Here is a 23317-nt window from a genome sequence, read left to right on the forward strand (position 1 = left end):
GATGGCAGCGGTCGTGGGGGTGCCCGGCCTGTCGACGCTGTTGGCTTGGCCCACTGAGCATCTCACCGATGCGGCCGCTCACTGGGAGGACGTAGGCGAGCGTAGCTATGGTGTGGCACACCAGATCTGGCGAGATGCGCTCGCAGTGGATTGGCACGGTGAAGCCGCCGAGAAGCTGCGCTCCGCGACGCATGCGGACCTGCGAACTACCAACGCATCAGTCGACCAGCTTCAGGCGGCCGCGCGCGTCGCGCGCGATGGAGCATCGGATCTGTATGCGGCCCGCTCTCGAGTGCACTACGCCGTCGAGGATGCTCGCACAGCCGGATTCGGAGTCCGCGAAGATCTTTCGGTCACCGACTGCATGACCGGCGGATCAGTCGCCCAAAGGGCTGCGCGGCAAGCGGCAGCCCAAGCCTTCGCCAGCGACATTCGTCTGCGCGCCGCACAACTGGTAAGCCTGGATCAACAAGTCGCCGGAAAAATCACTGCCGCCATAGCCGGAATACGCGATACCTTCCCACAAAGCACCGCCCCTGTCGCCTCTCGACCGGCACCCAACGGCCATATCCAGGCTGTCGACCACACGTGGAAACGAGATGGTGGCAACGGCCAATCGGATCCGCCCCCGCCTGGTCCTCCCGCCCGAGGGTTACCGCCCGAGGGCGTTCATCCACCGGTCGATGGTCCCCTGACGCCAGGGCCGGCCAGCCGCCCCAGCGAACGAAGTGTCGGCGGCCAAAGTCTGTGGGATGAGCACGGTGGAGAATGGCGCTACTTCCCGGGCGACAAATGGCACAATCCGCACTGGGACTACAACCCCCATTCGAACCCAAATTCTCCTTGGGACAATATTCCGATCAATGGTCTTCCCCCTCGCATCGGTGGCGCTCCGCCGATCATCTCTGGGCTGCCGCCGTGGCTTCAAAACCCTGCGGCGGCGGGGGTGCCCGGACCGCCACAGAACCCACTACTGGCGCCGTTCCCTGGTGCGACCATGCCCACTCCCCCACCCGCACCTTCCCCGCCCCCAGGCCCGGGCTTGATGCCGCACATTGACCTGCCCGCACCGGGCCCGGGTGACCTGCAAACGGCGGGCGGCGAGACCGCAGTGGTCGCCGGCGGGGGTCTGCTGCTGCTGATATTGGGGGCGCTGGCTCTTGCCTGAGAACCGAACTGATACGACGCGCCGGCCCTTCGACCCCGCCGGGGTGTCGTCACTTGCGGAAGTGCTCGCCGAGCACACTGGCGGGCTGACATTCGTTCCCCCAGCACACCTGCCGCTGTGGCTACCCGACCTCACCGTGCCACAGGGATGGGACCTTGGGGCGGTCGAGGGTCCCACTGCGACGAGGATGCTCCTGAGGCGACTCGGTAGTGGGGACAACTGGGATGGCTGCGAGGTCCTAAATCTCTATCGTGTGTCAGGCACAGTGCCCGAAAAACTGGTATTCGACAACGCCGACCGCACGTTGCGCGACAGCGGCGCCGATTCCATCCACACACACCACATCGATACGCCGCCGCGGTATGGCGTGATCGCTATGCGTTCATCAGGCCTGCTACATATCGGCGCGCGCACGGTGCACAGCCAATACACGTACTACGCGATCAATACCGCTGCTGGCGGCGCGCTCATCGAGCAGGCGGTGATGGTCGGCAGCGACGCGCAACCCACGCTAAGTGGCGAGGCGGCGAAGCTCACCGACGATCTGTACCGCGCTCTGCTAGCGAGCATCGACCGCGCCCCGGCGCCGAGCCCACGAAACACAGGCAAATACGCCACTGGCCGGCGCCCAGCCCCTAGCTCGTCGTCAACGACCCCAATCGCAACAGGACCAGCGGATACCGGCCGTAAGTGGAGACCCATGAGCATCATTCGCGTCAACTTTCTTCCTGAATTTTATTTTGGCGACGACGCTGTTTTATTGACTTTGGACGGCGGCGGAGTCGACAAACTCAAAGCCGCACTCAGTGACGCCAAGCAGCACGGGGCATCGCGACTCGAGCATGACGGAGTTACGCATGAGTTCCATATTGAGTCCGACGCAGCCGATATCGAACTCGGCCCTATCCACGTTGTGTGGCGGCTCGACGAAGCAAAGGCGGCCGAGATCATTGCAGACCTCGCTGTTCTCAGCGACGAGGGCACCGTAGGTCGTCCAACCAGTGGCCACTTCTACGTCGACATGTCCACGCCCACCAAAACCCTCGTCGTGTCCCGGGACGAATATGTCGATGTGGTCTACCCCTGGCAATCACCGGCCTAGCTCCGGGACCTCGTTATTGCGATGGATCTGTTCTTGTGCTGATGCGAGACAGGAACTGGCAATCCTCATCCCCTTACTTTTGAGTCGGCCGACTAGAAACCGGAGACAAATGGTCGTTGTTGGCTGAAATATCGTGGTTGGATTCAGCTCAGCCTACGAAGGGGCCGGGATTATGCTCGCCACAGCTATTTCTATTGCATCTGCCGTGATCGCAATTGCGTCGGCAGTTAGCTCAGCCCGAACTAGCTACCAGGTTAACGGGAGCGGCTTCAAAGCTTCCCAAGCCCTGCTAACGGACCTCGCCACCTTGCTCGCGGCTCTGCGGTCGATAGCTGTCAAGGGTGCAATGGCGATGGGCGAGCAGCGTAAGACGCCGATCCCCATCGACGTGGAGCTGGCTACCGTGCGCGCGTTTATGACTAATACGAGTGGTCTCGCACTTTCTCTCTACGCCGGAAGAGTCGGAGCGGCCGGTGCACCGGATGATCCTGTGGCAGCCTCATGGCGCGTATTCCGCATGCAGCTTACAAACCTAGCAACGACGACCGTCACGAAGCCATCAGACAATCAAACCGCCGGCATGCTGGCACTCGAGCTTGAGCGCACCTTAAGCGCTCTCGACAAGAAGGCGATCAAACAGATCCGGCGCGAGATCAAAAATATGCCGAATGTCCTGTCATCCCTAACGAATTCACGGCAGAACGACGTTCTTCTAGTAGCGCTGGAAAGCGTTGTCTCAGATCAAAAAGCTATAGCAGGTCTAGGTGCCGCGGGGAAACGACTGCGTCAACTCAAGGCTTCCGGTGTAGAGGACGCAGACATTGACCTGTGGTTAGCAATGGAAGATGAAGATCTCGAGGCAGCAAAAAACGCTCTGGAGCGGGGCGCCGATCCAAGCAAGTCCCTTGGGGAAGTCGTTGATAGGTACGAGAACATGAACTTGGACTGAGCCGCGGCCGGTTCGACTCGCGTCATCGCGTCCCGGGGTCTTCGAGGGTGCGGCTGACCCAAATTGCAACACGTTCTAGTCTTGCCACATGAGTGACGAGCTGCTGCGCAACCCGACCCACAACGGCCACCTGCTCGTGGGCGCCCTCAAGCGCCACAAGAACAAGCCGGTGCTGTTCCTCGGCGACACCACGCTGACCGGTGGTCAGATGGCCGAGCGGATCAGTCAGTACATCCAGGCGTTCGAGGCGCTCGGCGCGGGCACCGGTGTGGCGGTCGGACTGCTGTCGCTCAACCGCCCCGAGGTGCTGCTGATTATCGGCGCCGGCCAGACCCGCGGCTATCGGCGCACCGCCCTGCACCCGCTGGGCTCGCTGGACGACCACGCGTACGTGCTCAACGACGCCGGCATCAGCTCGCTGATCATCGACCCCAACCCGATGTTCGTCGAGCGCGCGCTGGCCCTGCTGGAGAAGGTGCCGGGGCTCAAGCAGATCCTGACCATCGGACCGGTGCCCGAGGCGTTGAACGGTGTCGCGGTCGACCTGGCGGCCGAGGCGGCCAAGTACGACCCGCAGCCGCTGGTCGCCGCCGACCTGCCGCCGGATCAGGTCATCGGCCTGACCTACACCGGCGGCACCACCGGCAAGCCCAAGGGCGTGATGGGCACGGCGGCTTCGATCTCGTCGATGACCCAGATCCAGCTTTCGGAGTGGGAGTGGCCGGAGGATCCGCGGTTCTTGATGATCACTCCGCTCTCGCACGCGGGGGCGGCGTATTTCCTGCCCACCCTGATCAAGGGCGGCGAGATGCACGTGCTGCCCAAGTTCGACCCGGCGGATGTGCTGAAAACCATTGAGGAGAAACGCATTACGGCCACGTTCCTGGTGCCGTCGATGCTGTACGCGCTGATGGACCACCCGGATTCGCACACCCGCGACCTGTCGTCGCTGCAGACCGTCTATTACGGCGCGTCGGCGATCAACCCGGTGCGGCTGGCCGAGGCGATCCGCCGGTTCGGCAAGATCTTCGCGCAGAACTACGGGCAGTCCGAGGCGCCGATGGCCATCACCTACCTGGCCAAGAACGAGCACGACGAGAAGCGGCTCACCTCGTGCGGGCGCCCGACGCTGTTCGCGCGGGTGGCGCTGCTGGGCGAGGACGGCAAGCCGGTCCCCCAGGGCGAGCCCGGCGAAATCTGTGTCAGCGGACCGCTTTTGGCCGGCGGTTACTGGAACCTGCCGGAGGCGACGGCCGAGACGTTCAAGGACGGCTGGCTGCACACCGGCGACATGGCCCGCGAGGACGAGGACGGCTTCTACTTCATCGTCGACCGGGTCAAGGACATGATCGTCACCGGCGGCTTCAACGTCTTCCCCCGCGAGGTCGAGGACGTCGTCGCCGAGCACCCGGCGATCGCCCAGGTGTGCGTGGTCGGCGCGCCGGACGAGAAGTGGGGCGAGGCCGTCACCGCGGTGGTGGTGCTGCGCCCCGACGCGCCCCGCGACGACGCCGCGATCGAGAAGATGACCGCCGAGATCCAGGCCGCGGTCAAGGACCGCAAGGGCTCGGTGCAGTCACCCAAGCGGGTGGTGATCGCCGACTCGCTGCCGTTGACCGGGCTGGGCAAGCCGGACAAGAAGGCCGTGCGCGCGCAGTTCTGGGAGGGCGCCGAGCGCTCCGTGGGCTGAGGCTGCCGCGCGTCGCGCCGAGCGCCCGGGTGGCCGGGCACTCGCGGCCGGGCGCCCGGCTGGCCGGGCGCTCGGTCAGGTCGCCGAGACGCCCGCGACGAGCAGGTCGAGCATGCGGCCGGTCTGCTCCGGTGAACCGCTGACCAAAAAGATGCCGATGAGGCTGGACACAACGTCGTCGGCGCGCACGTCGGCGCGCAGGCTGCCGTCGTCGGCGCCCGCCCGCAACAGCAGCTCGACGGCGCCGACGATGCTGTCGCGGGTCTGGCTGGGTTCCATTGCGCCAGAATCGAAGATCGCCTGCAGGGACTCGGCCATGCCGCGCTTAGCGGCCACGAAGCTTGCGTAGCGGTCCATCCAGCGTCGCAGCGCCGTCGTGGGCGGATGCCGCCCGAGCAGCTGCCCGGCGGCCTCGGCCACCTCGGCGAGCTCGGCGCGGTAGATGGCCTCGACGAGGGCCTCCCTGTTGGGGAAATGGCGGTACAGCGTGCCGATCCCGACGCCCGCGTCGCGGGCGATCGACTCGAGCGAGGCCGCCGCGCCGTGCTCGGTGAACGCCGCGGTGGCCGCCTCCAGCAGCCGCTCGCGATTGCGGCGCGCATCCGACCTTCCCACCAAAGCGGAGGCACCTCCGTTTTCTGCTACGCTGACGAAAGCGGAGGACCCTCCGCATTTCTCCAGTGTCTCACGATCAAGGGAGCACCATGACCGATCTCAACCCCGGCGGCATCGGCACCATCGGATCGCATCCCGTCGCCCGCATGGGCTACGGCGCCATGCAACTGTTCGAGACCTCCCCGCAGGACGCGGCGGCGGTGCTGCGGCGCGCGATCGACCTCGGCGTCAACCACATCGACACCGCGTCGTTCTACGGTCCCGGCGAGGTCAACCGCCGGATCCGCGCGGCGCTGGCCCCCTACCCGGACGACCTCGTCATCGTCAGCAAGGTCGGCGCCCGCTACACCGGCGAGCAACCCATCCCGCTGGCTCCAGCGCAACGGCCCTCCGAGCTGCGCGCCGCCGTCGAGGACGACCTGCGCCAGCTCGGCCTCGACCGCGTCCCGGTGGTGAACCTGCGGCGGCTCGACTCGGGCATCGGCATGGCCGCCGAGGGCGATCAGATCGTCGACCTCGACGACCAGCTGGCCGAGATGATCGCCCTGCGCGACGAGGGCAAGATCGGCGCGATCGGGCTCAGCAGCGTGTCGCTCGACGTGCTGCGGCGGGCGCTGCCCGCCGGCATCGCCTGTGTGCAGAACGCCTACAGCCTGCTGGACCGCTCCCAGGAAGCCGCGCTCGAGCTGTGCGTCGACGAGGGCATCGCGTGGGTGCCGTACTTCCCGCTCGGCTCCGCCTTGCCCGGATTCCCGAAGGTCGCCGACGATCCGGTGGTGGCCGGCATCGCCGGCGAGCTGGGCGTCTCCGGCGCCCGGGTCGGGTTGGCCTGGATCCTGGCGCATGCGCCGAACACGTTGCTGATTCCGGGCACCCGGTCGATCGCCCACCTCGAGGAGAACATGGCCGCGGCCGACGTCACGCTGAGCGCCGAGGCGATCGCCCGGCTCGACGCGGTCGCCACACCCGGCGTCGACCCCTGGGCGCAGGGCGCCGAGCCCTTCCGGGAGGCGTCCCGGAGCTGACTAGTGTGTCAGGCATGGCACGCGCTGACGGGCTCAAGCCGCCCTGGTGGCTGAAGCCGGCGAACAAGGTGTTCATTCAGCTCTCCCGGCTGGGCCTCAGCTTCGGCGGTGAAAGCCCGGTGGTGTTGACCGTGCCGGGCCGCAAGTCCGGCACGCCACGGTCGACGCCGGTGACACCGATGACGGTGGACGGCAAACGCTATGTGGTGGGCGGGTTTCCGGGCGCGGATTGGATCCGCAACGTCCGCGCCGCCGAGCACGCGACGCTGGCCCGCGGCCGGCACCGCGAGCGGGTGAGGATGGTGGAGCTGCCCGCCGACGTGGCGCGCCCGTTCCTGCGGGCGTTTCCCACCGAGGTGCCCACCGGGGTCGGCTTCATGAAGCGCTCGGGGTTGGTCACCGACGGCCGCCCCGAAGAGTTCGAGGCGCTGGCCGGCGTGTGTCCGGTATTCCGGCTGGACCCGGCATAGGAGTTCAAAGACGTTGAGTGACAACCCGTTTGATGCCGACCAGTGGCGTCCCGTTGAGGGCTTCGGCGACCTGACCGACATCACCTATCACCGGCACGTCGACGACGCCACGGTGCGGGTGGCGTTCGACCGGCCCGAGGTGCGCAACGCGTTCCGGCCGCACACCGTCGACGAGCTCTACCGGGTGCTCGACCACGCCCGGATGTCCGCGGGAGTCGGCGTGGTGTTGCTGACCGGCAACGGCCCCTCGCCCAAGGACGGCGGCTGGGCGTTCTGCTCCGGCGGCGATCAGCGCATCCGCGGGCGCAGCGGCTACCAGTACGCCAGCGGCGAGACCGCCGACACCGTCGACCCCGCCCGGGCCGGACGGCTGCACATCCTCGAGGTGCAGCGGCTGATCCGGTTCATGCCCAAGGTGGTCATCTGCCTGGTCAACGGGTGGGCGGCCGGCGGCGGGCACAGCCTGCACGTGGTCTGCGACCTCACCCTGGCCAGCCGCGAGCACGCCCGCTTCAAGCAGACCGACGCCGACGTCGGCAGCTTCGACGGCGGCTACGGCAGCGCCTACCTGGCCCGCCAGGTGGGCCAGAAGTTCGCCCGCGAGATCTTCTTTCTGGGCCGGGCCTACACCGCCGAGCAGATGCACCACATGGGCGCGGTCAACGCCGTCGTCGACCATGCCGAGCTGGAATCCGAAGCCATCGCATGGGCGCGCGAGATCAACGCCAAATCCCCTCAGGCGCAACGCATGCTGAAGTTCGCGTTCAACCTGCTCGACGACGGCCTGGTGGGCCAGCAGCTGTTCGCGGGCGAGGCCACCCGGCTGGCCTACATGACCGACGAGGCCGTCGAGGGCCGCGACGCCTTCCTGGAAAAGCGCAACCCCGACTGGAGCCGGTTTCCCCGGTACTTCTGAGCCCGCCCGCCCGCCTAGACTCGCGTCCCGTGAGCAAGAGTCCGCTTCGCCGGTTCACCGACCAGCTGGTGCTGGCCACCATGCGACCGCCGATGGCCCCGCAGGTGCTGGTCAACCGGCCGCTGATCAAGCCGATCGAGCTGGCGGGCAAGCGCATCCTGCTCACCGGGGCGTCGTCGGGCATCGGCGAGGCCGCCGCCGAGCAGTTCGCCCGCGAGGGGGCCACGGTGGTCGTCGTGGCCCGTCGCCAGGAGCTGCTGGACGCACTGGCCGAGCGGATCACCACGGCGGGCGGTGACGCCACGGCGATCGCCTGCGACGTCTCGGACATGGACGCCGTCGACGCGCTGGTCGCCGACGTCGAGAAGCGGCTCGGCGGCGTCGACATCCTGATCAACAACGCCGGCCGGTCCATCCGCCGGCCGCTGGCCGAGTCGCTGGAGCGCTGGCACGACGTCGAACGGACCATGGTGCTCAACTACTACGCGCCGTTGCGGCTGATCCGCGGCCTGGCGCCGGGAATGATCGAACGCGGCGACGGCCACATCATCAACGTCTCGACGTGGGGGGTGCTCTCGGAGGCGTCGCCGCTGTTCTCGGTGTACAACGCGTCGAAGGCCGCGCTGTCGACCGTGAGCCGGGTCATCGAAACGGAGTGGGGCGAGCGGGGTGTGCACTCCACGGCGCTGTACTACCCCCTGGTGGCCACCCCGATGATCGCGCCCACGAAGGCCTACGAGGGCGTGCCGGCGCTGACGCCGGAAGAGGCCGGCGAGTGGATGATCACCGCCGCCCGCACCCGCCCGGTGCGCATCGCGCCGCGCATGGCGATCGCGGCCAAGGCGCTGGACACCTTTGGCCCCCGCTGGGTCAACGCCGTCATGCAGCGCCAGAGCATCCAGCCCAATCGCAAGGGCGACCGCTGACCGGACCGGCGCGATCGGGCCCGTGTGATAGACACGAGTTATGGAGATCCTGGCCAGCCGGATGCTGCTCCGGCCCGCGGACTACCAGCGGTCCCTGGCCTTCTACCGCGACGAGATCGGCCTGGCGATAGCGCGTGAATACGGCGGCGGCACAGTGTTTTTCGCCGGGCAGTCGCTGCTGGAGCTGGCCGGGTACGGCTCCCCGGACCATTCCCGCGGCCCGTTCCCGGGCGCGCTGTGGCTGCAGGTCCGCGACCTCGAGGCGACCCAGGCCGAGCTACGCGGCCGCGGCGTGTCGATCGCCCGCGAGGCGCGTCAGGAACCCTGGGGCCTGCACGAGATGCACGTGCTCGACCCCGACGGCATCACGCTCATTTTCATCCAGATCCCCCCGGACCACCCGTTGCGCCGCGACACCCGAGGTGAACGGCAGGGAAATTCCGGTTAACTGAGAGGTAACATCTGGCGACGACTCAAGGTACACCCGCGTTTCATGTCATGCCGCATTCGACAATGGATTGCCCCTACCACCAGAATCAGGCCCTGTGAACATCCAATTGTTCCTCTTGATCATTGTCGTAATCACGGCACTGGCTTTCGATTTCACCAACGGCTTTCATGACACGGGCAACGCGATGGCGACCTCGATCGCCAGTGGCGCGCTCAAGCCCAAAACGGCGGTTCTGCTCTCGGCGGTACTGAATCTGGTGGGCGCGTTCATGTCCACCGCCGTCGCCGCCACGATCGCCAAGGGCCTCATCGACTCCAACATCGTGACGCTGGAGCTGGTGTTCGCCGGCCTGGTCGGCGGCGTCGTCTGGAACCTGCTGACCTGGCTGCTCGGCATCCCCTCGAGTTCGTCGCACGCCCTGATCGGCGGCATCGTCGGCGCCACGATCGCTGCCGTCGGCGCGCACGGCGTGATCTGGAAGGGCGTGATCTCCAAGGCCATCATCCCGGCCGTCGTGTCGGCGATCCTGGCCATCGCGATCGGCGCGGTCGCCACCTGGCTGGTCTACCGGATCACCCGCGGCGTGCCGAAGGCCCGCACGGAGGCCGGTTTCCGGCGCGGCCAGATCGGTTCGGCGTCGCTGGTCTCGCTCGCCCACGGCACCAACGACGCACAGAAGACGATGGGCATCATCTTCCTGGCGCTCATCTCCTACGGCTCGGTCAGCAAGACCGCCACCATGCCGCCGCTGTGGGTCATCGTGAGCTGCGCGCTGGCCATGGCGACCGGCACCTACCTCGGCGGGTGGCGCATCATCCGCACGCTGGGCAAGGGCCTGGTCGAGATCCAGTCGCCGCAGGGCATGGCCGCCGAATCCTCCTCGGCCGCGGTGATCCTGCTGTCGGCCCACTTCGGCTACGCGCTGTCGACCACCCAGGTGTGCACGGGTTCGGTGCTGGGCAGCGGGCTGGGCAAGCCCGGCGGCGAGGTCCGCTGGGGCGTCGCCGGCCGCATGGGGGTCGCCTGGCTGGTCACCCTCCCGCTGGCGGGGCTGGTCGGCGCCTTCACCTACGGCATCGTGCACCTGATCGGCGGCTACCCGGGGGCGATCACCGGTTTCGCGCTGCTGGTCGCGGTCTCGGCCACCATCTACCTCCGGTCGCGCAGGGTCAAGGTCGACCACCACAACGTCAACGCCGAATGGAAGGGCGATCTGACCAGCGGGCTGCAGGCCGCCGACCAGCCGCCGCCCGGCGATGACGGACCCACGCTCGGCGGCGTGTCCGCCCGGTACGACTCCGACGACCCGTCGCTGAAAGCCAACGCCTCATGAGCCACATCGGCGACTGGTTCAACTACCAGGCGAGCCTGAAGATTCTGGTCTTCGCGATGCTGGCCGGCGCCGCCCTGCCGGGGCTGTTCGCCCTCGGGATCCGGCTGCAGTCCGCGGGGGCGGGCGACATCAGTCTGGACGGCGCCAGCAACGGCTCCGCCCCGCGGCGCAACCCGATGCTGACTGCGTTGGCGTGGAGCATCTACGCGCTGGTCATCGCGGTGATCGCGCTGGCGTTGCTCTACATTGCCCGCGATTTCATCGCCCATCACACCGGCTATCCGCTGCTTGGAGCGAAACCCAAGTAGCATCGTTTGATGCCCATCGAGTCGGCGAACCGGACGCCGGGGAGAGCTGTATCCGCGTGAACGGATTTCTCAATTCCATCGTCTCGTGGCTCCGCGCGGGCTACCCCGAGGGCGTGCCACCCACCGACACGTTCCCGGTGCTCGCGCTGCTGGCCCGCCGGCTGTCCAACGACGAAGCCAAGGCCGTGGCGTGCGAGCTGGTTCGGCGCGGCGAGTTCGACGACGTCGACATCGGCGTGCTGATCACCCAGATCACCGACGAGCTGCCGTCGCCGCAGGACGTCGAGCGGGTACGGGTGCGGCTGGCGGCCCAGGGCTGGCCCTTCGACGACGCCGATCAGGCCGGGGATCCGGCATAGCCGTACTGCGCGCGCTGCACGTCCCGCCGGGCGCGGCGGCCGAGACGCTGCTGCCCGCCCTGGCGGGCGTGCTGGAGGGACGCGACCCGGCGCTGGTAGCCGTCGGCGACGATCGCGAGTCGGCGGCGCTGCGGGCGGGGCTGCGCGTCGGGGAAACCATCGACGACGACGTGGCCCTGGTGGCGGCGACGTCGGGCACCACCGGCAACCCGAAGGGCGCCCTGCTGACAGCGGCCGCCCTGCGGGCCAGCGCCGCGGCCACCCATGACCGCCTGGGCGGCCCGGGCAGCTGGCTGCTCGCCCTGCCGCCACACCACATCGCCGGGGTGCAGGTGCTGGTCCGCAGCCTGCTCGCCGGCACGTCGCCGGTCGAGATGGATGTCACCGGCGGCTTCGATGAAACCGAATTGCCCAGGGCCATCGGCGCTTTGGGCCCCGGCAGGCGGTACACCTCGCTGGTCGCCGCGCAGTTGGCCAAGGCGCTCGCCGACCCGGCGGCCGCGGCCGCCCTCGCCGAACTCGACGCCGTGCTGCTCGGCGGCGGGCCCGCGCCGCGTCCGGTCCTGGACGCCGCGGCCACGGCCGGAATCACCGTCGTGCGCACCTACGGCATGAGTGAGACCGCCGGCGGGTGCGTCTACGACGGCGTCCCGCTGGCCGGGGTGCGGCTGAGGGTGGCCGACGGGCGCATCGTCATCGGGGGCGCGACGGTGGCCAAGGGCTACCGCGACCCCATCGACCCCGACCCGTTCGCCGAGCCCGGCTGGTTCGTGACCGACGACCTCGGCGCCATCGACGGCGCGGGCGTGCTGACGGTCCTGGGCCGCGCTGACGACGCGATCAGCACCGGCGGGCTGACGGTGTTGCCGCAGCCGGTCGAGGCGGCGCTGTGCAGCCACCCGGCCGTCCGCGATTGCGCGGTGTTCGGGGTGGCCGACGAACGCCTCGGGCAGCGGGTGGTCGCCGCGATCGTGGTGCACGACGGCCGCGTGGCGCCGACTGTGGAGGCGCTGCGCGCGCACGTGACGCGCGCCCTGGACGCCACCGCGGCGCCGCGCGAGGTGCACGTCGTCGACGCGCTGCCGCGCCGCGGCATCGGCAAGGTCGACCGCGCGGCGCTGGTGCGCCGCTTCGCCGGCGCGAGCGATCAATAGGCTGTGCGTCCGTGAGGCGGGGTCGACGGCAGGCGGTGCGCGACGCCGTCGCGGTGTCGATCGGCGCGGCGCTGGTGGCGGCGGCGTTCGTGCTGCCGCGGATGAACGTGGGGGTCCGGCCGCGCCTGGATGTCGGGGCGGAAAAGTTCGCCACCCACGCCGGGTCCGCGCCGATCTTCGGCGAGTGGCTGATCCACGCCGGCTGGGGAACCGGGCCGGCCATCGCCCTCGCCGTCGCCGTCGTCGCGTGGGGACCGACTCTGGCGCAACGACTTTCGTGGCGGGCGCTGACGCTGGGCAGCTGGGCCGTCGCCGGCGGGTGGGCGTTCGCGCTGGCGATGATCGACGGCTTGCAGCGCGGCTTCGCCGGCCGGCTGACCACCCGGGACGAATACCTGTCGCAGGTGCCGGGCATCACCGACATTCCAGCCACGCTGCGCACGTTCGCCGGCCGGATCGTGGACTACCAACCGCATTCGTGGACCACCCACGTGTCCGGGCATCCGCCCGGGGCGCTGCTGACGTTCGTCTGGCTGGACCGCATCGGTCTGCACGGCGGCGCCTGGGCCGGGCTGCTGTGCCTGCTGGCCGGCTCGAGCGCCGCCGCCGCGGTGGTGGTCGGCGTGCGCGCACTGGCCGACGAGGCGACCGCGCGGCGGGTAGCCCCGTTCGTGGCGCTGGCGCCGACGGCGATCTGGGTGGCCGTCTCCGCCGACGGATACTTCGCCGGCGTGGCCGCGTGGGGCATCGCGCTGCTGGCCGTGGCGGTGCACCGCCCGGTCCGCTTCCCCGCCCTGACCGCCGCCGCGGCCGGGCTGCTGCTGGGCTGGGGCGTGTTCTGCAACTACGGCCTGATGCTGATGGGGCTGCCGGCGGCGGCGGTGCTGGCGTCCGCGGCGGACTGGAGGGCGATCCTGCGGGCGCTCGGTCCGGCGGCGCTGGCCGCGATCGGCGTGGCGGTGGCCTTCGCCGTCGCGGGATTCTACTGGTTCGACGGCTATCACCTTGTGCAGCAACGCTATTGGCAGGGCATCGCCAAGGACCGGCCGTTTCAGTACTGGAGCTGGGCCAACCTGGCGTGCGTGGTGTGCGCGATCGGGCTGGGTGGCGTCGCCGGGCTCGGGCGGGTGTTCGACGGGGCCGCCGTCCGTCGCCGCTCCGGTCTTCACCTGCTGTTGTTGGGCGTGCTGGCCGCCGTCGTGTGCGCGGACCTGAGCATGCTCAGCAAGGCCGAGGTGGAACGCATCTGGTTGCCGTTCACCATCTGGCTCACCGCGGCGGCCGCGCTGCTGCCGGTGCGCTCGCACCGGATCTGGCTGGCGCTGGGCGCCGCCGGCGCCCTGGCGCTCAACACGATCATCCTGACGAACTGGTAGGTCCGGTTCGAGTGTGAGCTGAGGGCTTCGAGCGTGAATCCTGGGCTTTGAGTGTGAACGAGCGGCGGGATTTCAGCGGGCGATTTTTCCGCCCTGGCTGCACTTCCAAGTCCAACGATTCACACTCAAAGCGCCAGACGCACCGCCGATTCCGCGCTCAGAGCCCGGCCGCGCGGGTGACCCGCGCGAAGCGGCTGTCGGGCCCGCAGGCCTCGCGCACCGCCGCGACGTCGTCGACGACGTCGACGTCAGCCAGCGTCTGCACCGTCGCGACGTCGATGCCCGTGTCGCGCAACGCTTTCAACGTCAGTTCCCCGGTGTCGGGCGCCGACATCGGTACGGTGCGCAGGCACTGGGCCATCGCCGGTGCGCCAACGCCCAGCACCCACCAGCCGCCGTCGCGGGCCGGCCCCAGCACGGCCGGCGCCTCGAGCAGCCGGCGCGCGCAGCCGGTCAACAGCTCGGCGGTGACCTGTGGGGTGTCCATCCCAATCTGCAGCACCGGCAGCCCGTCCGACGAGGCGTCGGCGTGCGCGTTGGCGAGCCGTGCGGCGAAATCGTCGCCGCGCTGGGCGATCACGGTGAAGGACGCCAGTCGCCGCCGGATATCGGCGGCGCTCGCGGCGCGGCCCAGGTCCCCGGTGAGGGCGACGACCCGCGCCGCCACGGGCGCGTCGGCCACGGCGTCCAGCGTGTCGAGCAGTGCGGCGGCGGCGATCTCGGCGGCGACGCGGTCGCCGACGCTCGCCGCGAGCCGCGTCTTGGCCCGGCCCGGCTCGGGCGCTTTGGCGACCACCAGCAGCGTCACCGGCAGGGCGGTCACGAGATCACCTTCCAGAAGTCGAGGATCGCGGTGATGCTGCCGCGCAGCGATCCGCTGACCTTGGACTTGCCGCCCGTGCGCGGGCCGTAGCTGACATCGAGTTCGACGACGCGCCAGCCGGCGGCCGCCGCGCGCACCAAAAGCTCGAGCGGATAACCGGATCGGCGGTCGGCGACGCCCAGCGCCAACAGCGCCTCGCGCCGGGCCACTCGCATGGGAGCGATGTCGTGCACCGGCAGGCCGTGGCGGGTGCGCAGCCGCCAGCTCATGACGACGGTCCCGATGCGGGCCACCCACGGCCAGTGCAGCCCGGGCACCGGCCGGCGCCGGCCGGTCACCAGGTCGGCGCCCTGCTCGAGCGCGGCGACCAGCCGCGGCAGGTCGGCGCCGTCCATCGAGCCGTCGGCGTCGATGACCGCCACGATCGGGGTCGTCGCGGCCATCACGCCGGCGTGCACGGCGGCGCCGTACCCGGCCCGCGGTTCGGCGACGACCCGGGCGCCGTGGCGCGCCGCGACGCCGGCGGTGTCGTCGGTGCTGTTGTTGTCGACCACCAGCGCTCGGTAGCCGGCCGGGATGGCGGCCAGCACGGCCGGCAGCGACTCCTCCTCGTTGAGGCACGGCAGGACCACCGTGACCAGGCCGTCGGCGTCGGGCACGCGTCAGAACCCGCGGTGGGTGCGGGGCTCCTGCGGGAACAGCGGCTGCTGCGAGTGCGTCGGCGGCGCGGTCTGCTGGGTGTGCGTCTGCACCGGCGGTTGGGTGGTCGCCTTGGTGCTCGGCGGCGCATACGTCGTCGTCGGGGGTGCGTGCGTGGTGGTCGGGGGCGAATACGTCGTCGTGGGGGGCGAGTACGTGGTCGTCGGCGGCGAGTACGTGGTCGTCGGCGGTGAATACGTCGTCGTGGGGGGCGAATACGTCGTCGTCGGGGGCGAATACGTGGTCGTCGGCGGCTGGGACGTCGTAATGGTCGGCGGCGTGTAGGGCGTCGTCGGGTTGTACGGCGGGTTGTAGGGCGGTTGCCACCCCGGGATCGGAATGGGAATCGGAATAGGAACCGGCACAATAGGATTCGGCCGCGGCGCCCAACCCGGATCGGGGTTTGGCACGACACCGGGGTTGCTCGGCGCCTCGGGAACGGGAGCGACCTGCGGGCCCCCTCCGGACGGGGGCGCAACGTGTTCGGGAGCCGGGACGGTGCCGCCCTGGAACCCGGCGTTGGGCGCCTCGGGCGGCGGTGGGGGCAGCGGCGCCTGCTGCTGGCTCGGCAGGATCGGCATGAACTTGCCCGGGGTGCCGTTCTGCACGCCCACCACCGGCTGCTGGGCGGCGGTCGGGCGAACGGCCACCGCGATCGCGGTGGCCAGCGACGCCAATCCGATGACCGCGAAGGCGATGACGGCGTTGCCGATCACCAGCGATCGCCGCGACAGCTTCGTCGGCGCGTCCTCGCCGGCCTCGGCGTCGTCGCCGAACTCCGGGCCGTAGTCGTAGTCGTCGAATTCGGGGTCGTACTCGTCCATCTCGCCCGGATAGACCCCGCCCTCGTCAGCCATCGAGTACGCCAGCTGCGGCTCCTCGGCGTCCGGCGCGGGCACGACCGTCGTCTCGTCCCCGCTGAGGCCGGCGGCGGGGGCCATCGCGGTCGCCTCCCCGACCGCGGGCGCCATCGCGGTCGCGTCACCGGTCAGGCCGACGGCCGGCGCCATGGCCGTCGCATCCGGCGCGGACGCCGCCGCCGCGGCGATCGCGGCGCCGCGCGCGAGCGCAAACGTGGGGTCCTCGGCGACCTGCACCCGCATGGTGGACGCGTCGCGCAATTCGTCGGCGACCCGGTTGAGGTCGGGCGAGGCGCCGAGCAGATACACCTCCCCCGGCGCGTCGGGATGCGTGCCGAGGTTCGCCATCATCGTCTGGAACGCGGCGGTAGCGTCCGGGCCCGCGGCGCCGGTCAGCGGCTGGCTGGCCAACACGGTCGGCGGCGCGTCGGGGTCCCCGGCGTCCGGGCCCACCACCGACAGGGTGGCCGTCGCGTCGTCCATCACGAGCGCGGCGCCGGGCCGCCCGGCCGCCCGCATGAGGGCGGCGACGGCCTGCGACTCCGAGAGCACCGCGACGTTGTGAACGCCGGAGTCCTCCAGCGCCCGCCGCAGCTGGTCAGCCCGTGGCTCGTCGGACCAGCACAGGCGCGTGCCGACCAACCGGTGGTTCTCGTCGGCCAACAAGCGATTGGTTCCGACCACGGTCTCGGTGAGCGTGCCGAGCGGGTTGTCGGCGAGATCGACGACGGATTGGTCGATCACGGCGGTGCCCTGGGCGCCCGACCCCAGGAGCGCCAGGCGGGCGACGGGACCGGTGACCGCGACCCCCAAAACGACGTCCATCCCGCTTCTCCTTCACCCTGGCCACCCCGCACCAGCAATGTCCCGGCATCATTACACTTGCGATACCGTCGGCAGTATCAGTCATTCGGCGACAAGGTTCGCCACTAGCGCAGCGTAACCAGCTTTTCGAAGGACAGGACGGTCGCCGCGGAATCGCCTCCGCCCAGCGGCCCATCCCAGCCACTGCCACGGCAGCCGAACGGAGAATATGTTCGCAAGCGAGCAGCGCATGTGGCTCGGCAGGGCATTCCCCCGCCGGACACCGGCAGCTGCGCCGAAAGTAGTCGTCCTTGAATCCCGGGGGGCATGGTGAGCCAGAGCAGCGACGACACGCCAACCGGCCCCATCGGGGCCCGGGCCCAGCAGGCGCCCGCGCCCCGCATCATCCGCCCGCACGCCACCGGCGGCACGACACCCGTTGCCGGGGGCACGGGACGGCGCCGGGCCATCGTCGGCGACGCGACGGCGGTGGTGCTGTTGGTGCTCGCCGTGTTCTTGCCGTGGAATCTGTACTTCGGTGTCGGGATTCCCGGCAGCAGTCCGGCCCTGTTCGCGGTGCTGGTCGCCGTGACGGTGCTGGCCGTCGCCGCCGTCGCGGTGGCCGGTTCCTGGCGGTCGGGCGGCGAGCGGTTCAACCCGGCGTCCGCGGCGCGGCTTCGGTTGGCGCTCAACGCCCCCTATCTGCTGCTGGTGCTCGCCGTCATCGCGTTCGACGCGTACGAGACCGTCCGGTTCGGGGGCACGGTCACCGTGCCCGGCGGGGTGGGGCCCGGGGCGTGGGTCGGCGTCGCCGGCTCGCTGCTCAGCGCCCAGGCGGTGCCGGCCGGGCCGATCCCGGCCGACGACGAGTACACGGGCTGGCATCGCTCCGCCCGGATGATCGGCGGGCTGTCGATGCTCGCGGCGGTGCTCAGCTTCGGGTTCAACCTGTACTGGCGGGCGCGCTACGCGCTGCAAAGCACCGGCGGCGCGGCGGAATTCGGCAAGCAGAACATCGCGGTGATCGCCACGGCGGTGGTGTACGGGGTGGTGGCGCTGGTCGCGGTCCTGGTCGCGTCCAGGTGGCTGCTGCAGCGCACCCGGGCGAGCCGGCTGACCACCGTCGCACTGGGTGCGTCGGCGTTGGCCGCGGGGATCCTGGTGTGGATCCTGCCCGTCGGCCGCGACCTCGATGCGTTCCACGGCATCGCCCAGAACACCTCGACCGCCGGGGTCGGGTTCGAGGGTTACCTCGCCTGGGCGGCAGGGGCGGCCATCTTCGCGCCGCGGGCCCTGTTCGGTCACCGCAACCCGTCGCCGACGGAGGAATCCGCGTGGCGGTCCACGACCCGAAATGGCTTGCTGCTCATCGCCGTCTGGGCCGTGGGGTCGATCGCGATGCGGCTCACCGACCTTGTCGTCGGCATCGTCTTGAACTATCCGTTCTCCCGGTACGACAGCGTGGTGCTGGCCGCGTTCGACCTGGTGACCGCGGCCCTGGCGATCTGGCTGCGCCGCCGCCTGGCCAGCCTCTCGCCGCGACTGGTCACGTCGCTGTGCGGGCTCACCGCCGCCCTCAGCGTCGCCCGCGTGATCGTTGGCGTCGCGCTGGCGCCGCGGTTCGCCGACTCGCCCAATTCGCCCGCGCGGCAACCTGTCTACGGCAACGACCTCGCCCAGCAGATCACCAGCACCTTCGACGTGACGCTGTGCGGGCTGGCGCTGGGCATCCTGGCGGCCGCCGTCGTGGCCGGCCAACTGCACGGGCGGCGCCTGGCTCGCCGCGCGGCACGCAAGCGCGCGGCCGAAGCGAATGCGGCGGCGCCGACCACCCGGGTCCGCGTGGGCCAGGCCGCCGGGCCGTCGGCCGCGGCCACCAACCGCATGCCGACCGGGGGGCCCGGCGCGGAGAGCGACCCGCCCACCGCGGAGATCCCGCCGCTGGCCGGCTCGCCCCGGATCTTTCGCGGCGACGACTCCGGCACGCGGCAGATACCGGTGCGGGGGCCCCAGATCTTCCGGCCGCCGCAAACGTAGGGGTTCACCGAAGGGGCGCGAACGCGAACTCGCGCAACCCGTCACCCGGTAAGACCGCCGCGCGAAACCCCAGCACCTCGGCCGCCCGGGCCGGGTCGGCGACGATGTGGCGCACGTCGCCGCTGCGGTACTGGCCGGTGACCACCGGCGACAGCGAACCGCCCCGCGCGTCGCACAGCGCCGCGGCCACCTCGAAGATCGAAATCGGCCGCCCCGAGCAGACATTGGCCGCGAGGAAACCGTCGTCGTGCGCTAGCGCCGCGACGTTGGCGGCGGCCACGTCGTCGACGTGCACGAAGTCGCGCATCTGGCCGCCGTCCTCGAAAACCCTTGGCGGCTCGCCCTTTTCCAGTGAAGACCGGAAGATCGCCGCCACGCCCGAGTACGGGGTGTCGCGCGGCATGCCGGGGCCGTAGACGTTGTGGTAGCGCAGCGCCACCACCGAGCCGCCGGTGGCCTCCGACCAGGCCAGCGCGTAATGCTCCTGCGCGGTCTTGCTGGCCGCGTACAGGCTGCGGGGGCGCAGGCAGGCGTCCTCGTCGACGAGGCGCCACGCCAGCTCCTCCCCGCCGACCGGGCACCGGTGCTCGAAGGTCCCGGCGGCGAGGTCCGCGCGCCGGCGCGGCAGCGGGTCCACGCGCCCGTGCCGTCGGCAGTGATAGTTCCCCTGCCCGTAGACGACCATCGACGACGCCAGCACCAGGCGCCGCACCCCGGCGGCGAACATCTGCGCCAGCAGCACCGTGGTGGCCAGGTCGTTGTGGCCGCCGTAGGCGGGCGCGTCGGCGGCGTCCACGCCGGCGCCCACCATCGCCGCCTGATGGCACACCGCGTCCACGCCGTCCAGGAGCGGGGCCAGCGCGTCGGCGTCGCGCACGTCGACGCGCTGACATCCCTTCGGCAACACCGGGTTTGGGCCATGCGCGGCGGGCAGCAGGACATCGACGGCGACGACGTCGTGGCCGGCGGCGCGCAGCGCGGCGCCCACCCGCGAGCCGATGAACCCGGCCGCGCCGGTCAACAGCACCCTCATGGCAGCTCGATGGGCAGCGTCACCCCGGTGTGCGGCAGGCAGTGGGTGCAGGTGCGGTCGGCGGCGACCCGGCCGATGGCCGCGCGCACCAGCGCCTTGAACGGCCCGATGTTGCGTTCGAATTCGGCGAACACCTCGACGGTCCGCACGCCCTCCCCGGCGCTCACGCCGGCGTCCAGGTCGGTCACCAAAGCGATTGCCGCATAACAGATTTCGAGCTCGCGGGCGAGCACGGCCTCCGGGTATCCGGTCATGTTCACCAGCGAGAACCCGGCGGAGGCGAACCACCGGCTTTCGGCGCGGGTGGAAAAGCGCGGCCCCTGAATCACCACCATGGTGCCGCCATCGACGACGCGAGGGAGGTCGGTGACCGCCGCGCGCAGGGTCGGGCAGTACGGATCGGCGAAGTCGACGTGGATCCCGCCGGAGTCGAAATAGGTGTCGGCGCGGCCCCGGGTGCGGTCGACCAGCTGATCGGGCACCACGATGGAGCCCGGGCCGAGTTCGGGTTTGAGGCTGCCGACCGCGCACGGCGCGAGCACCCGCCGCACGCCGAGTTTCCGCAGGGCCCACATGTTGGCCCGATACGGCACGGTGTGCGCGGAGAATTCGTGCTTGGCGCCGTGGCGGGGCAGGAAGGCGACGTCGTGTCCCTCGATGGCGCCCACGGTGACCGGGGCGCTGGGCGCTCCGTAGGGGGTGTCGACCGTGACGTCGTCGGCGTCGGATCCGAAGAAGGTGTAGAAGCCGCTGCCGCCGATGACTCCGAGCATCCGACCATTGTGGTGCATGACCACGCGGTGATCGCGGGGCCTGGGGAGCGGCGGCCCGCATCCTGGCAGGATGGCGTTGTGGCCAATCTCGGGCAGTGGGTTTCGGGTGCGCGGCCGCGGACGTTGCCCAACGCGGTGGCGCCGGTCGTCGCCGGCACCGGCGCCGCGGCCTGGCTGGGATCCGCGGTGTGGTGGAAGGCGCTGCTGGCGCTGGCCGTCGCGCTCGCGCTGACCGTCGGCGTCAACTACGCCAACGACTACTCCGACGGCATCCGCGGCACCGACGACGACCGGGCCGGCCCGGTGCGCCTGGTCGGCTCGCGGCTGGCGGCTCCGCGGGCGGTGCTGGGCGCCGCGGTCGCGAGCCTGACGATCGGGGCGCTCGCCGGGATGGTGCTGGCGCTGCTGTCCGCGCCGTGGCTGATCGCGGTGGGCGCGGCCTGCATCGCCGGGGCGTGGCTGTACACCGGCGGCTCGAAACCCTACGGCTACGCCGGTTTTGGCGAGGTCGCGGTGTTCCTGTTCTTCGGGCTGGTCGCCGTGCTCGGCACCCAGTACACGCAGGCGTTGCGGGTGGACTGGGTGGGGCTGCTGCTGGCGGTGTCGGTGGGGGCGCTGTCGTCGTCGGTGCTGGTGGCCAACAACCTGCGCGACATCCCCACCGACGCGCGGTCGGGCAAGATCACCCTCGCGGTGCGGTTGGGCGACGCCCGCACCCGCGTCCTGTATCAGGCCCTGCTGGGCACCGCCGGTGTGCTGACCCTGGCGCTGATGGTGGCCACCCCGTGGTGTGCCGCCGGGCTGGTGGCCACACCGCTGGCCCTGCGCGCCATGGCCCCGGTGCGATCGGGCCGCGGCGGCCCGGAGCTGATCCCGGTGCTGCGCGACACCGGCCTGGCGATGGTGGTGTGGGCGATCGCGGTGGCGGCGGCGCTGGCGATAGGTACCTAGAGTGCGAGCAGAGGCAAAGGCCCCCGAAAACGGCGCTGGTGGGGTACTTTTGCGTCTGCCCCGGGGATAGCGAAGGACCGCAATGAAGCAGATTTCCGCGACCAGCGGGCCCACCAACATCGGCTTGCTCAGCGTCGGGTCATACCGCCCCGAACGCGTGGTGACCAACGACGAGCTCTGCGAAAACATCGACTCCTCCGACGAGTGGATCTATTCGCGCACCGGGATCAAGACGCGCCGGTTCGCCGCGCGCGACGAATCCGCCGCCTCGATGGCGACCGAGGCCGGGCGGGAGGCGATCGCCAAGGCCTCCCTCGAGGCCTCCGACATCGACTGCGTCATCGTGGCCACCAGCACCCACCTCCTGCAGACCCCCGCGTGCGCGCCCGCGGTCGCGGCGGCGCTGGGCGCCACCGGCGTGCCCGCCTTCGACATCTCGGCGGGCTGCGCCGGCTTCGGGTACGCGCTGGGCGTCGCGGCCGACATGATCCGCGGCGGGACCGCCGCCAGGGTGCTGGTCCTGGGCTCGGAGAAGCTGTCCCCCACGATCGACATGCAAGACCGCAGCAACTGCTTCATCTTCGCCGACGGCGCGGCCGGCGTGGTGGTGGGCGAGACGCCCACGCAGGGCATCGGGCCGACCGTCTGGGGTAGTGACGGCAACCAGGCCAGCGCCATCCGCCAGGACATCGACTGGCTCGACTACCTGGAGAATCCCACCGGCCCGCGCCCCTTCCTGCGGCTCGAGGGCAGCGCGGTCTTCCGCTGGGCGGCTTTCGAGATGGGCAAGGTCGGCCAGCAGGCCATGGACGCGGCGGGGATCCGGCCCGACGAGATCGACGTCTTCGTGCCGCACCAGGCCAACAGCCGAATCAACGAGATTCTGGCCAAGAGCCTCGAGTTGCGGCCGGACGCGGTGATCGCCAACGACATCGAGCACACCGGCAACACCTCGGCGGCGTCCATCCCGTTGGCCATGGCCGAGGTGCTGGCGACCGGGGCGGCCAAGGCCGGCGACCTGGCCCTGCTGATCGGTTACGGCGCCGGCCTGAGCTATGCCGCCCAGGTCGTCCGGCTGCCCAACGGCTGAGCCCTCACCCGTCCTCGCGCGCCTCGTCGGGCGGGGCGTCCCCGTGCAGCCGGGCCTGCAGCCGCTCGCGCTCCCGTCGGCGCCGTTCGCCGGCGATCGCCAGCGCCGCGGTGGCGCGCCGGCGCAGCGGCCCGAACACCCAGATGCCCAGCGGCATCGCGATGATCAGCGCGAACAGCGCGGCCACCACGAGGGGGAACTGCGCGATGCCCGCCAACCGCGCGACGCCGTAGATGACGGCGGTGAGCACGACCGCCAGCAGCAACCGCGCGGCCATGTATGCCAAAACGGGGACGACGACGTGGTTTTCGGCGCCCGCGCCGTTTCCCGGGCCCCCGGTGCTGTTGTCGCTACCTTCGTGTGACACAGCCAAAGCCTACGGCGCGGGTATATTCGCCCGAAGGA

At 70.4% G+C, this 23317-nt stretch carries 24 protein-coding genes; 17 read left to right on the forward strand and 7 right to left on the reverse strand.

The features are described from left to right. Position 1: 1 nt before the first annotated feature. From K883_RS26485 to fadD8, 4 genes are all read left to right on the forward strand, one after another. Positions 2 to 1168: a hypothetical protein gene (locus K883_RS26485; RefSeq protein WP_081490140.1), complete on the forward strand. Its 1167-nt coding sequence runs from the start codon at positions 2 to 4 to the stop codon at positions 1166 to 1168. Positions 1169 to 1433: 265 nt separating this feature from the next. Further along, entirely contained in the window at positions 1434 to 2270 is an 837-nt protein-coding gene (locus tag K883_RS05500) for a hypothetical protein (protein WP_036455279.1), read from the forward strand. A gap of 352 nt (positions 2271 to 2622) precedes the next feature. Then, positions 2623 to 3219, forward strand: a complete 597-nt coding sequence (locus K883_RS28140) for a hypothetical protein (protein ID WP_231504805.1) — start codon at positions 2623 to 2625, stop codon at positions 3217 to 3219. 88 nt (positions 3220 to 3307) lie between these two features. After that, positions 3308 to 4909, forward strand: coding sequence for a fatty-acid--CoA ligase FadD8 (gene fadD8 / locus K883_RS05505; RefSeq protein ID WP_036453951.1), 1602 nt, complete (start codon positions 3308 to 3310; stop codon positions 4907 to 4909). A 75-nt stretch (positions 4910 to 4984) separates the two neighbouring features. Here fadD8 and K883_RS05510 read toward each other — a convergent pair whose 3' ends face one another. Next, on the reverse strand, positions 4985 to 5527 hold the full coding sequence (locus K883_RS05510) for a TetR/AcrR family transcriptional regulator (RefSeq protein ID WP_036429528.1): 543 nt from the start codon (positions 5525 to 5527) through the stop codon (positions 4985 to 4987). Positions 5528 to 5613: 86 nt separating this feature from the next. On the opposite strand from K883_RS05510, the gene K883_RS05515 reads away from it, so the two are divergent. From K883_RS05515 to K883_RS05560, 10 genes are all read left to right on the forward strand, one after another. Continuing rightward, on the forward strand, positions 5614 to 6549 hold the full coding sequence (locus K883_RS05515) for an aldo/keto reductase (RefSeq protein ID WP_008261042.1): 936 nt from the start codon (positions 5614 to 5616) through the stop codon (positions 6547 to 6549). A gap of 14 nt (positions 6550 to 6563) precedes the next feature. Further along, on the forward strand, positions 6564 to 7019 hold the full coding sequence (locus K883_RS05520) for a nitroreductase family deazaflavin-dependent oxidoreductase (protein ID WP_008261044.1): 456 nt from the start codon (positions 6564 to 6566) through the stop codon (positions 7017 to 7019). Positions 7020 to 7032: 13 nt separating this feature from the next. After that, positions 7033 to 7935 carry a 1,4-dihydroxy-2-naphthoyl-CoA synthase gene (locus K883_RS05525; RefSeq protein ID WP_036453953.1) on the forward strand — a complete coding sequence of 301 codons (903 nt, stop codon included), beginning with the start codon at positions 7033 to 7035 and terminating at the stop codon, positions 7933 to 7935. A 29-nt stretch (positions 7936 to 7964) separates the two neighbouring features. Further along, positions 7965 to 8861: an SDR family oxidoreductase gene (locus tag K883_RS05530; RefSeq protein ID WP_008261046.1), complete on the forward strand. Its 897-nt coding sequence runs from the start codon at positions 7965 to 7967 to the stop codon at positions 8859 to 8861. 40 nt (positions 8862 to 8901) lie between these two features. Then, on the forward strand, positions 8902 to 9309 hold the full coding sequence (locus K883_RS05535; protein ID WP_008261047.1) for a VOC family protein: 408 nt from the start codon (positions 8902 to 8904) through the stop codon (positions 9307 to 9309). Positions 9310 to 9406: 97 nt separating this feature from the next. Beyond that, a complete protein-coding gene (locus tag K883_RS05540; RefSeq protein ID WP_008261048.1) occupies positions 9407 to 10645 on the forward strand; it encodes an inorganic phosphate transporter in 1239 nt (412 codons plus the stop codon). Next, positions 10642 to 10953, forward strand: a complete 312-nt coding sequence (locus K883_RS05545; RefSeq protein ID WP_008261049.1) for a hypothetical protein — start codon at positions 10642 to 10644, stop codon at positions 10951 to 10953. The genes K883_RS05540 and K883_RS05545 overlap by 4 nt, the downstream gene beginning before the upstream one ends. A 56-nt stretch (positions 10954 to 11009) precedes the next feature. Continuing rightward, positions 11010 to 11312, forward strand: coding sequence for a DUF3349 domain-containing protein (locus K883_RS05550; RefSeq protein ID WP_008261050.1), 303 nt, complete (start codon positions 11010 to 11012; stop codon positions 11310 to 11312). A gap of 68 nt (positions 11313 to 11380) precedes the next feature. Then, positions 11381 to 12466: an o-succinylbenzoate--CoA ligase gene (gene menE, locus K883_RS05555; protein ID WP_008261059.1), complete on the forward strand. Its 1086-nt coding sequence runs from the start codon at positions 11381 to 11383 to the stop codon at positions 12464 to 12466. Positions 12467 to 12501: 35 nt separating this feature from the next. Next, on the forward strand, positions 12502 to 13842 hold the full coding sequence (locus K883_RS05560; RefSeq protein ID WP_036453954.1) for a hypothetical protein: 1341 nt from the start codon (positions 12502 to 12504) through the stop codon (positions 13840 to 13842). A 157-nt stretch (positions 13843 to 13999) separates the two neighbouring features. On the opposite strand, the gene K883_RS05565 is transcribed toward K883_RS05560, so the two are convergent. Genes K883_RS05565 through K883_RS05575 form a run of 3 tightly spaced genes read right to left on the reverse strand, consistent with a single transcriptional unit; the run spans position 14000 to position 17049 of the window. After that, positions 14000 to 14665 (reverse strand): TIGR04282 family arsenosugar biosynthesis glycosyltransferase, encoded by a 666-nt coding sequence (locus K883_RS05565; RefSeq protein WP_036453956.1) that lies wholly within the window; start codon positions 14663 to 14665, stop codon positions 14000 to 14002. Further along, the gene (locus K883_RS05570; protein WP_036453958.1) at positions 14662 to 15324 is read right to left on the reverse strand and encodes a glycosyltransferase family 2 protein; all 663 of its coding nucleotides are present in this window, start codon (positions 15322 to 15324) and stop codon (positions 14662 to 14664) included. The genes K883_RS05565 and K883_RS05570 overlap by 4 nt, the downstream gene beginning before the upstream one ends. A 3-nt stretch (positions 15325 to 15327) precedes the next feature. After that, on the reverse strand, positions 15328 to 17049 hold the full coding sequence (locus K883_RS05575) for a hypothetical protein (protein ID WP_036453960.1): 1722 nt from the start codon (positions 17047 to 17049) through the stop codon (positions 15328 to 15330). A 306-nt stretch (positions 17050 to 17355) separates the two neighbouring features. Here K883_RS05575 and K883_RS05580 point away from each other — a divergent pair, with 306 nt between their 5' ends. Next, positions 17356 to 19065 (forward strand): DUF7937 domain-containing protein, encoded by a 1710-nt coding sequence (locus K883_RS05580; RefSeq protein WP_036453963.1) that lies wholly within the window; start codon positions 17356 to 17358, stop codon positions 19063 to 19065. Between the two features lie 4 nt (positions 19066 to 19069). Here K883_RS05580 and K883_RS05585 read toward each other — a convergent pair whose 3' ends face one another. Both K883_RS05585 and K883_RS05590 read right to left on the reverse strand, forming a co-directional pair. After that, positions 19070 to 20098, reverse strand: a complete 1029-nt coding sequence (locus tag K883_RS05585; protein WP_036453965.1) for an NAD-dependent epimerase/dehydratase family protein — start codon at positions 20096 to 20098, stop codon at positions 19070 to 19072. Beyond that, the gene (locus K883_RS05590; RefSeq protein ID WP_255358923.1) at positions 20095 to 20871 is read right to left on the reverse strand and encodes an S-methyl-5'-thioadenosine phosphorylase; all 777 of its coding nucleotides are present in this window, start codon (positions 20869 to 20871) and stop codon (positions 20095 to 20097) included. The genes K883_RS05585 and K883_RS05590 overlap by 4 nt, the downstream gene beginning before the upstream one ends. Before the next feature lie 78 nt (positions 20872 to 20949). On the opposite strand from K883_RS05590, the gene K883_RS05595 reads away from it, so the two are divergent. Together K883_RS05595 and K883_RS05600 are read left to right on the forward strand one after the other, a co-directional pair. Further along, positions 20950 to 21822 carry a 1,4-dihydroxy-2-naphthoate polyprenyltransferase gene (locus K883_RS05595; protein WP_036453967.1) on the forward strand — a complete coding sequence of 291 codons (873 nt, stop codon included), beginning with the start codon at positions 20950 to 20952 and terminating at the stop codon, positions 21820 to 21822. Between the two features lie 82 nt (positions 21823 to 21904). Beyond that, the gene (locus K883_RS05600; RefSeq protein ID WP_008261082.1) at positions 21905 to 22912 is read left to right on the forward strand and encodes a beta-ketoacyl-ACP synthase III; all 1008 of its coding nucleotides are present in this window, start codon (positions 21905 to 21907) and stop codon (positions 22910 to 22912) included. A gap of 4 nt (positions 22913 to 22916) precedes the next feature. Here K883_RS05600 and K883_RS05605 read toward each other — a convergent pair whose 3' ends face one another. Beyond that, positions 22917 to 23279 (reverse strand): DUF4229 domain-containing protein, encoded by a 363-nt coding sequence (locus K883_RS05605; protein WP_036453968.1) that lies wholly within the window; start codon positions 23277 to 23279, stop codon positions 22917 to 22919. Positions 23280 to 23317 lie beyond the last annotated feature (38 nt).

The sequence above is a fragment of the Mycobacterium sp. TKK-01-0059 genome (genome assembly GCF_000709305.1).
Lineage (GTDB): Bacteria > Actinomycetota > Actinomycetes > Mycobacteriales > Mycobacteriaceae > Mycobacterium > Mycobacterium intracellulare.

Bases quoted from the DNA above. Each gene is read 5' to 3' on its own strand.
- K883_RS05590 (WP_255358923.1), bottom strand. From the start codon at position 20,871: ATGCTCGGAGTCATCGGCGGCAGCGGCTTCTACACCTTCTTCGGATCC.
- K883_RS05520 (WP_008261044.1), top strand. From the start codon at position 6,564: ATGGCACGCGCTGACGGGCTCAAGCCGCCCTGGTGGCTGAAGCCGGCG.
- K883_RS05575 (WP_036453960.1), bottom strand. From the start codon at position 17,049: ATGGACGTCGTTTTGGGGGTCGCGGTCACCGGTCCCGTCGCCCGCCTG.
- K883_RS28140 (WP_231504805.1), top strand. From the start codon at position 2,623: ATGGGCGAGCAGCGTAAGACGCCGATCCCCATCGACGTGGAGCTGGCT.
- K883_RS05535 (WP_008261047.1), top strand. From the start codon at position 8,902: ATGGAGATCCTGGCCAGCCGGATGCTGCTCCGGCCCGCGGACTACCAG.
- K883_RS05585 (WP_036453965.1), bottom strand. From the start codon at position 20,098: ATGAGGGTGCTGTTGACCGGCGCGGCCGGGTTCATCGGCTCGCGGGTG.
- K883_RS05545 (WP_008261049.1), top strand. From the start codon at position 10,642: ATGAGCCACATCGGCGACTGGTTCAACTACCAGGCGAGCCTGAAGATT.
- K883_RS05515 (WP_008261042.1), top strand. From the start codon at position 5,614: ATGACCGATCTCAACCCCGGCGGCATCGGCACCATCGGATCGCATCCC.
- K883_RS26485 (WP_081490140.1), top strand. From the start codon at position 2: ATGGCAGCGGTCGTGGGGGTGCCCGGCCTGTCGACGCTGTTGGCTTGG.
- K883_RS05580 (WP_036453963.1), top strand. From the start codon at position 17,356: ATGGTGAGCCAGAGCAGCGACGACACGCCAACCGGCCCCATCGGGGCC.
- fadD8 (WP_036453951.1), top strand. From the start codon at position 3,308: ATGAGTGACGAGCTGCTGCGCAACCCGACCCACAACGGCCACCTGCTC.
- K883_RS05600 (WP_008261082.1), top strand. From the start codon at position 21,905: ATGAAGCAGATTTCCGCGACCAGCGGGCCCACCAACATCGGCTTGCTC.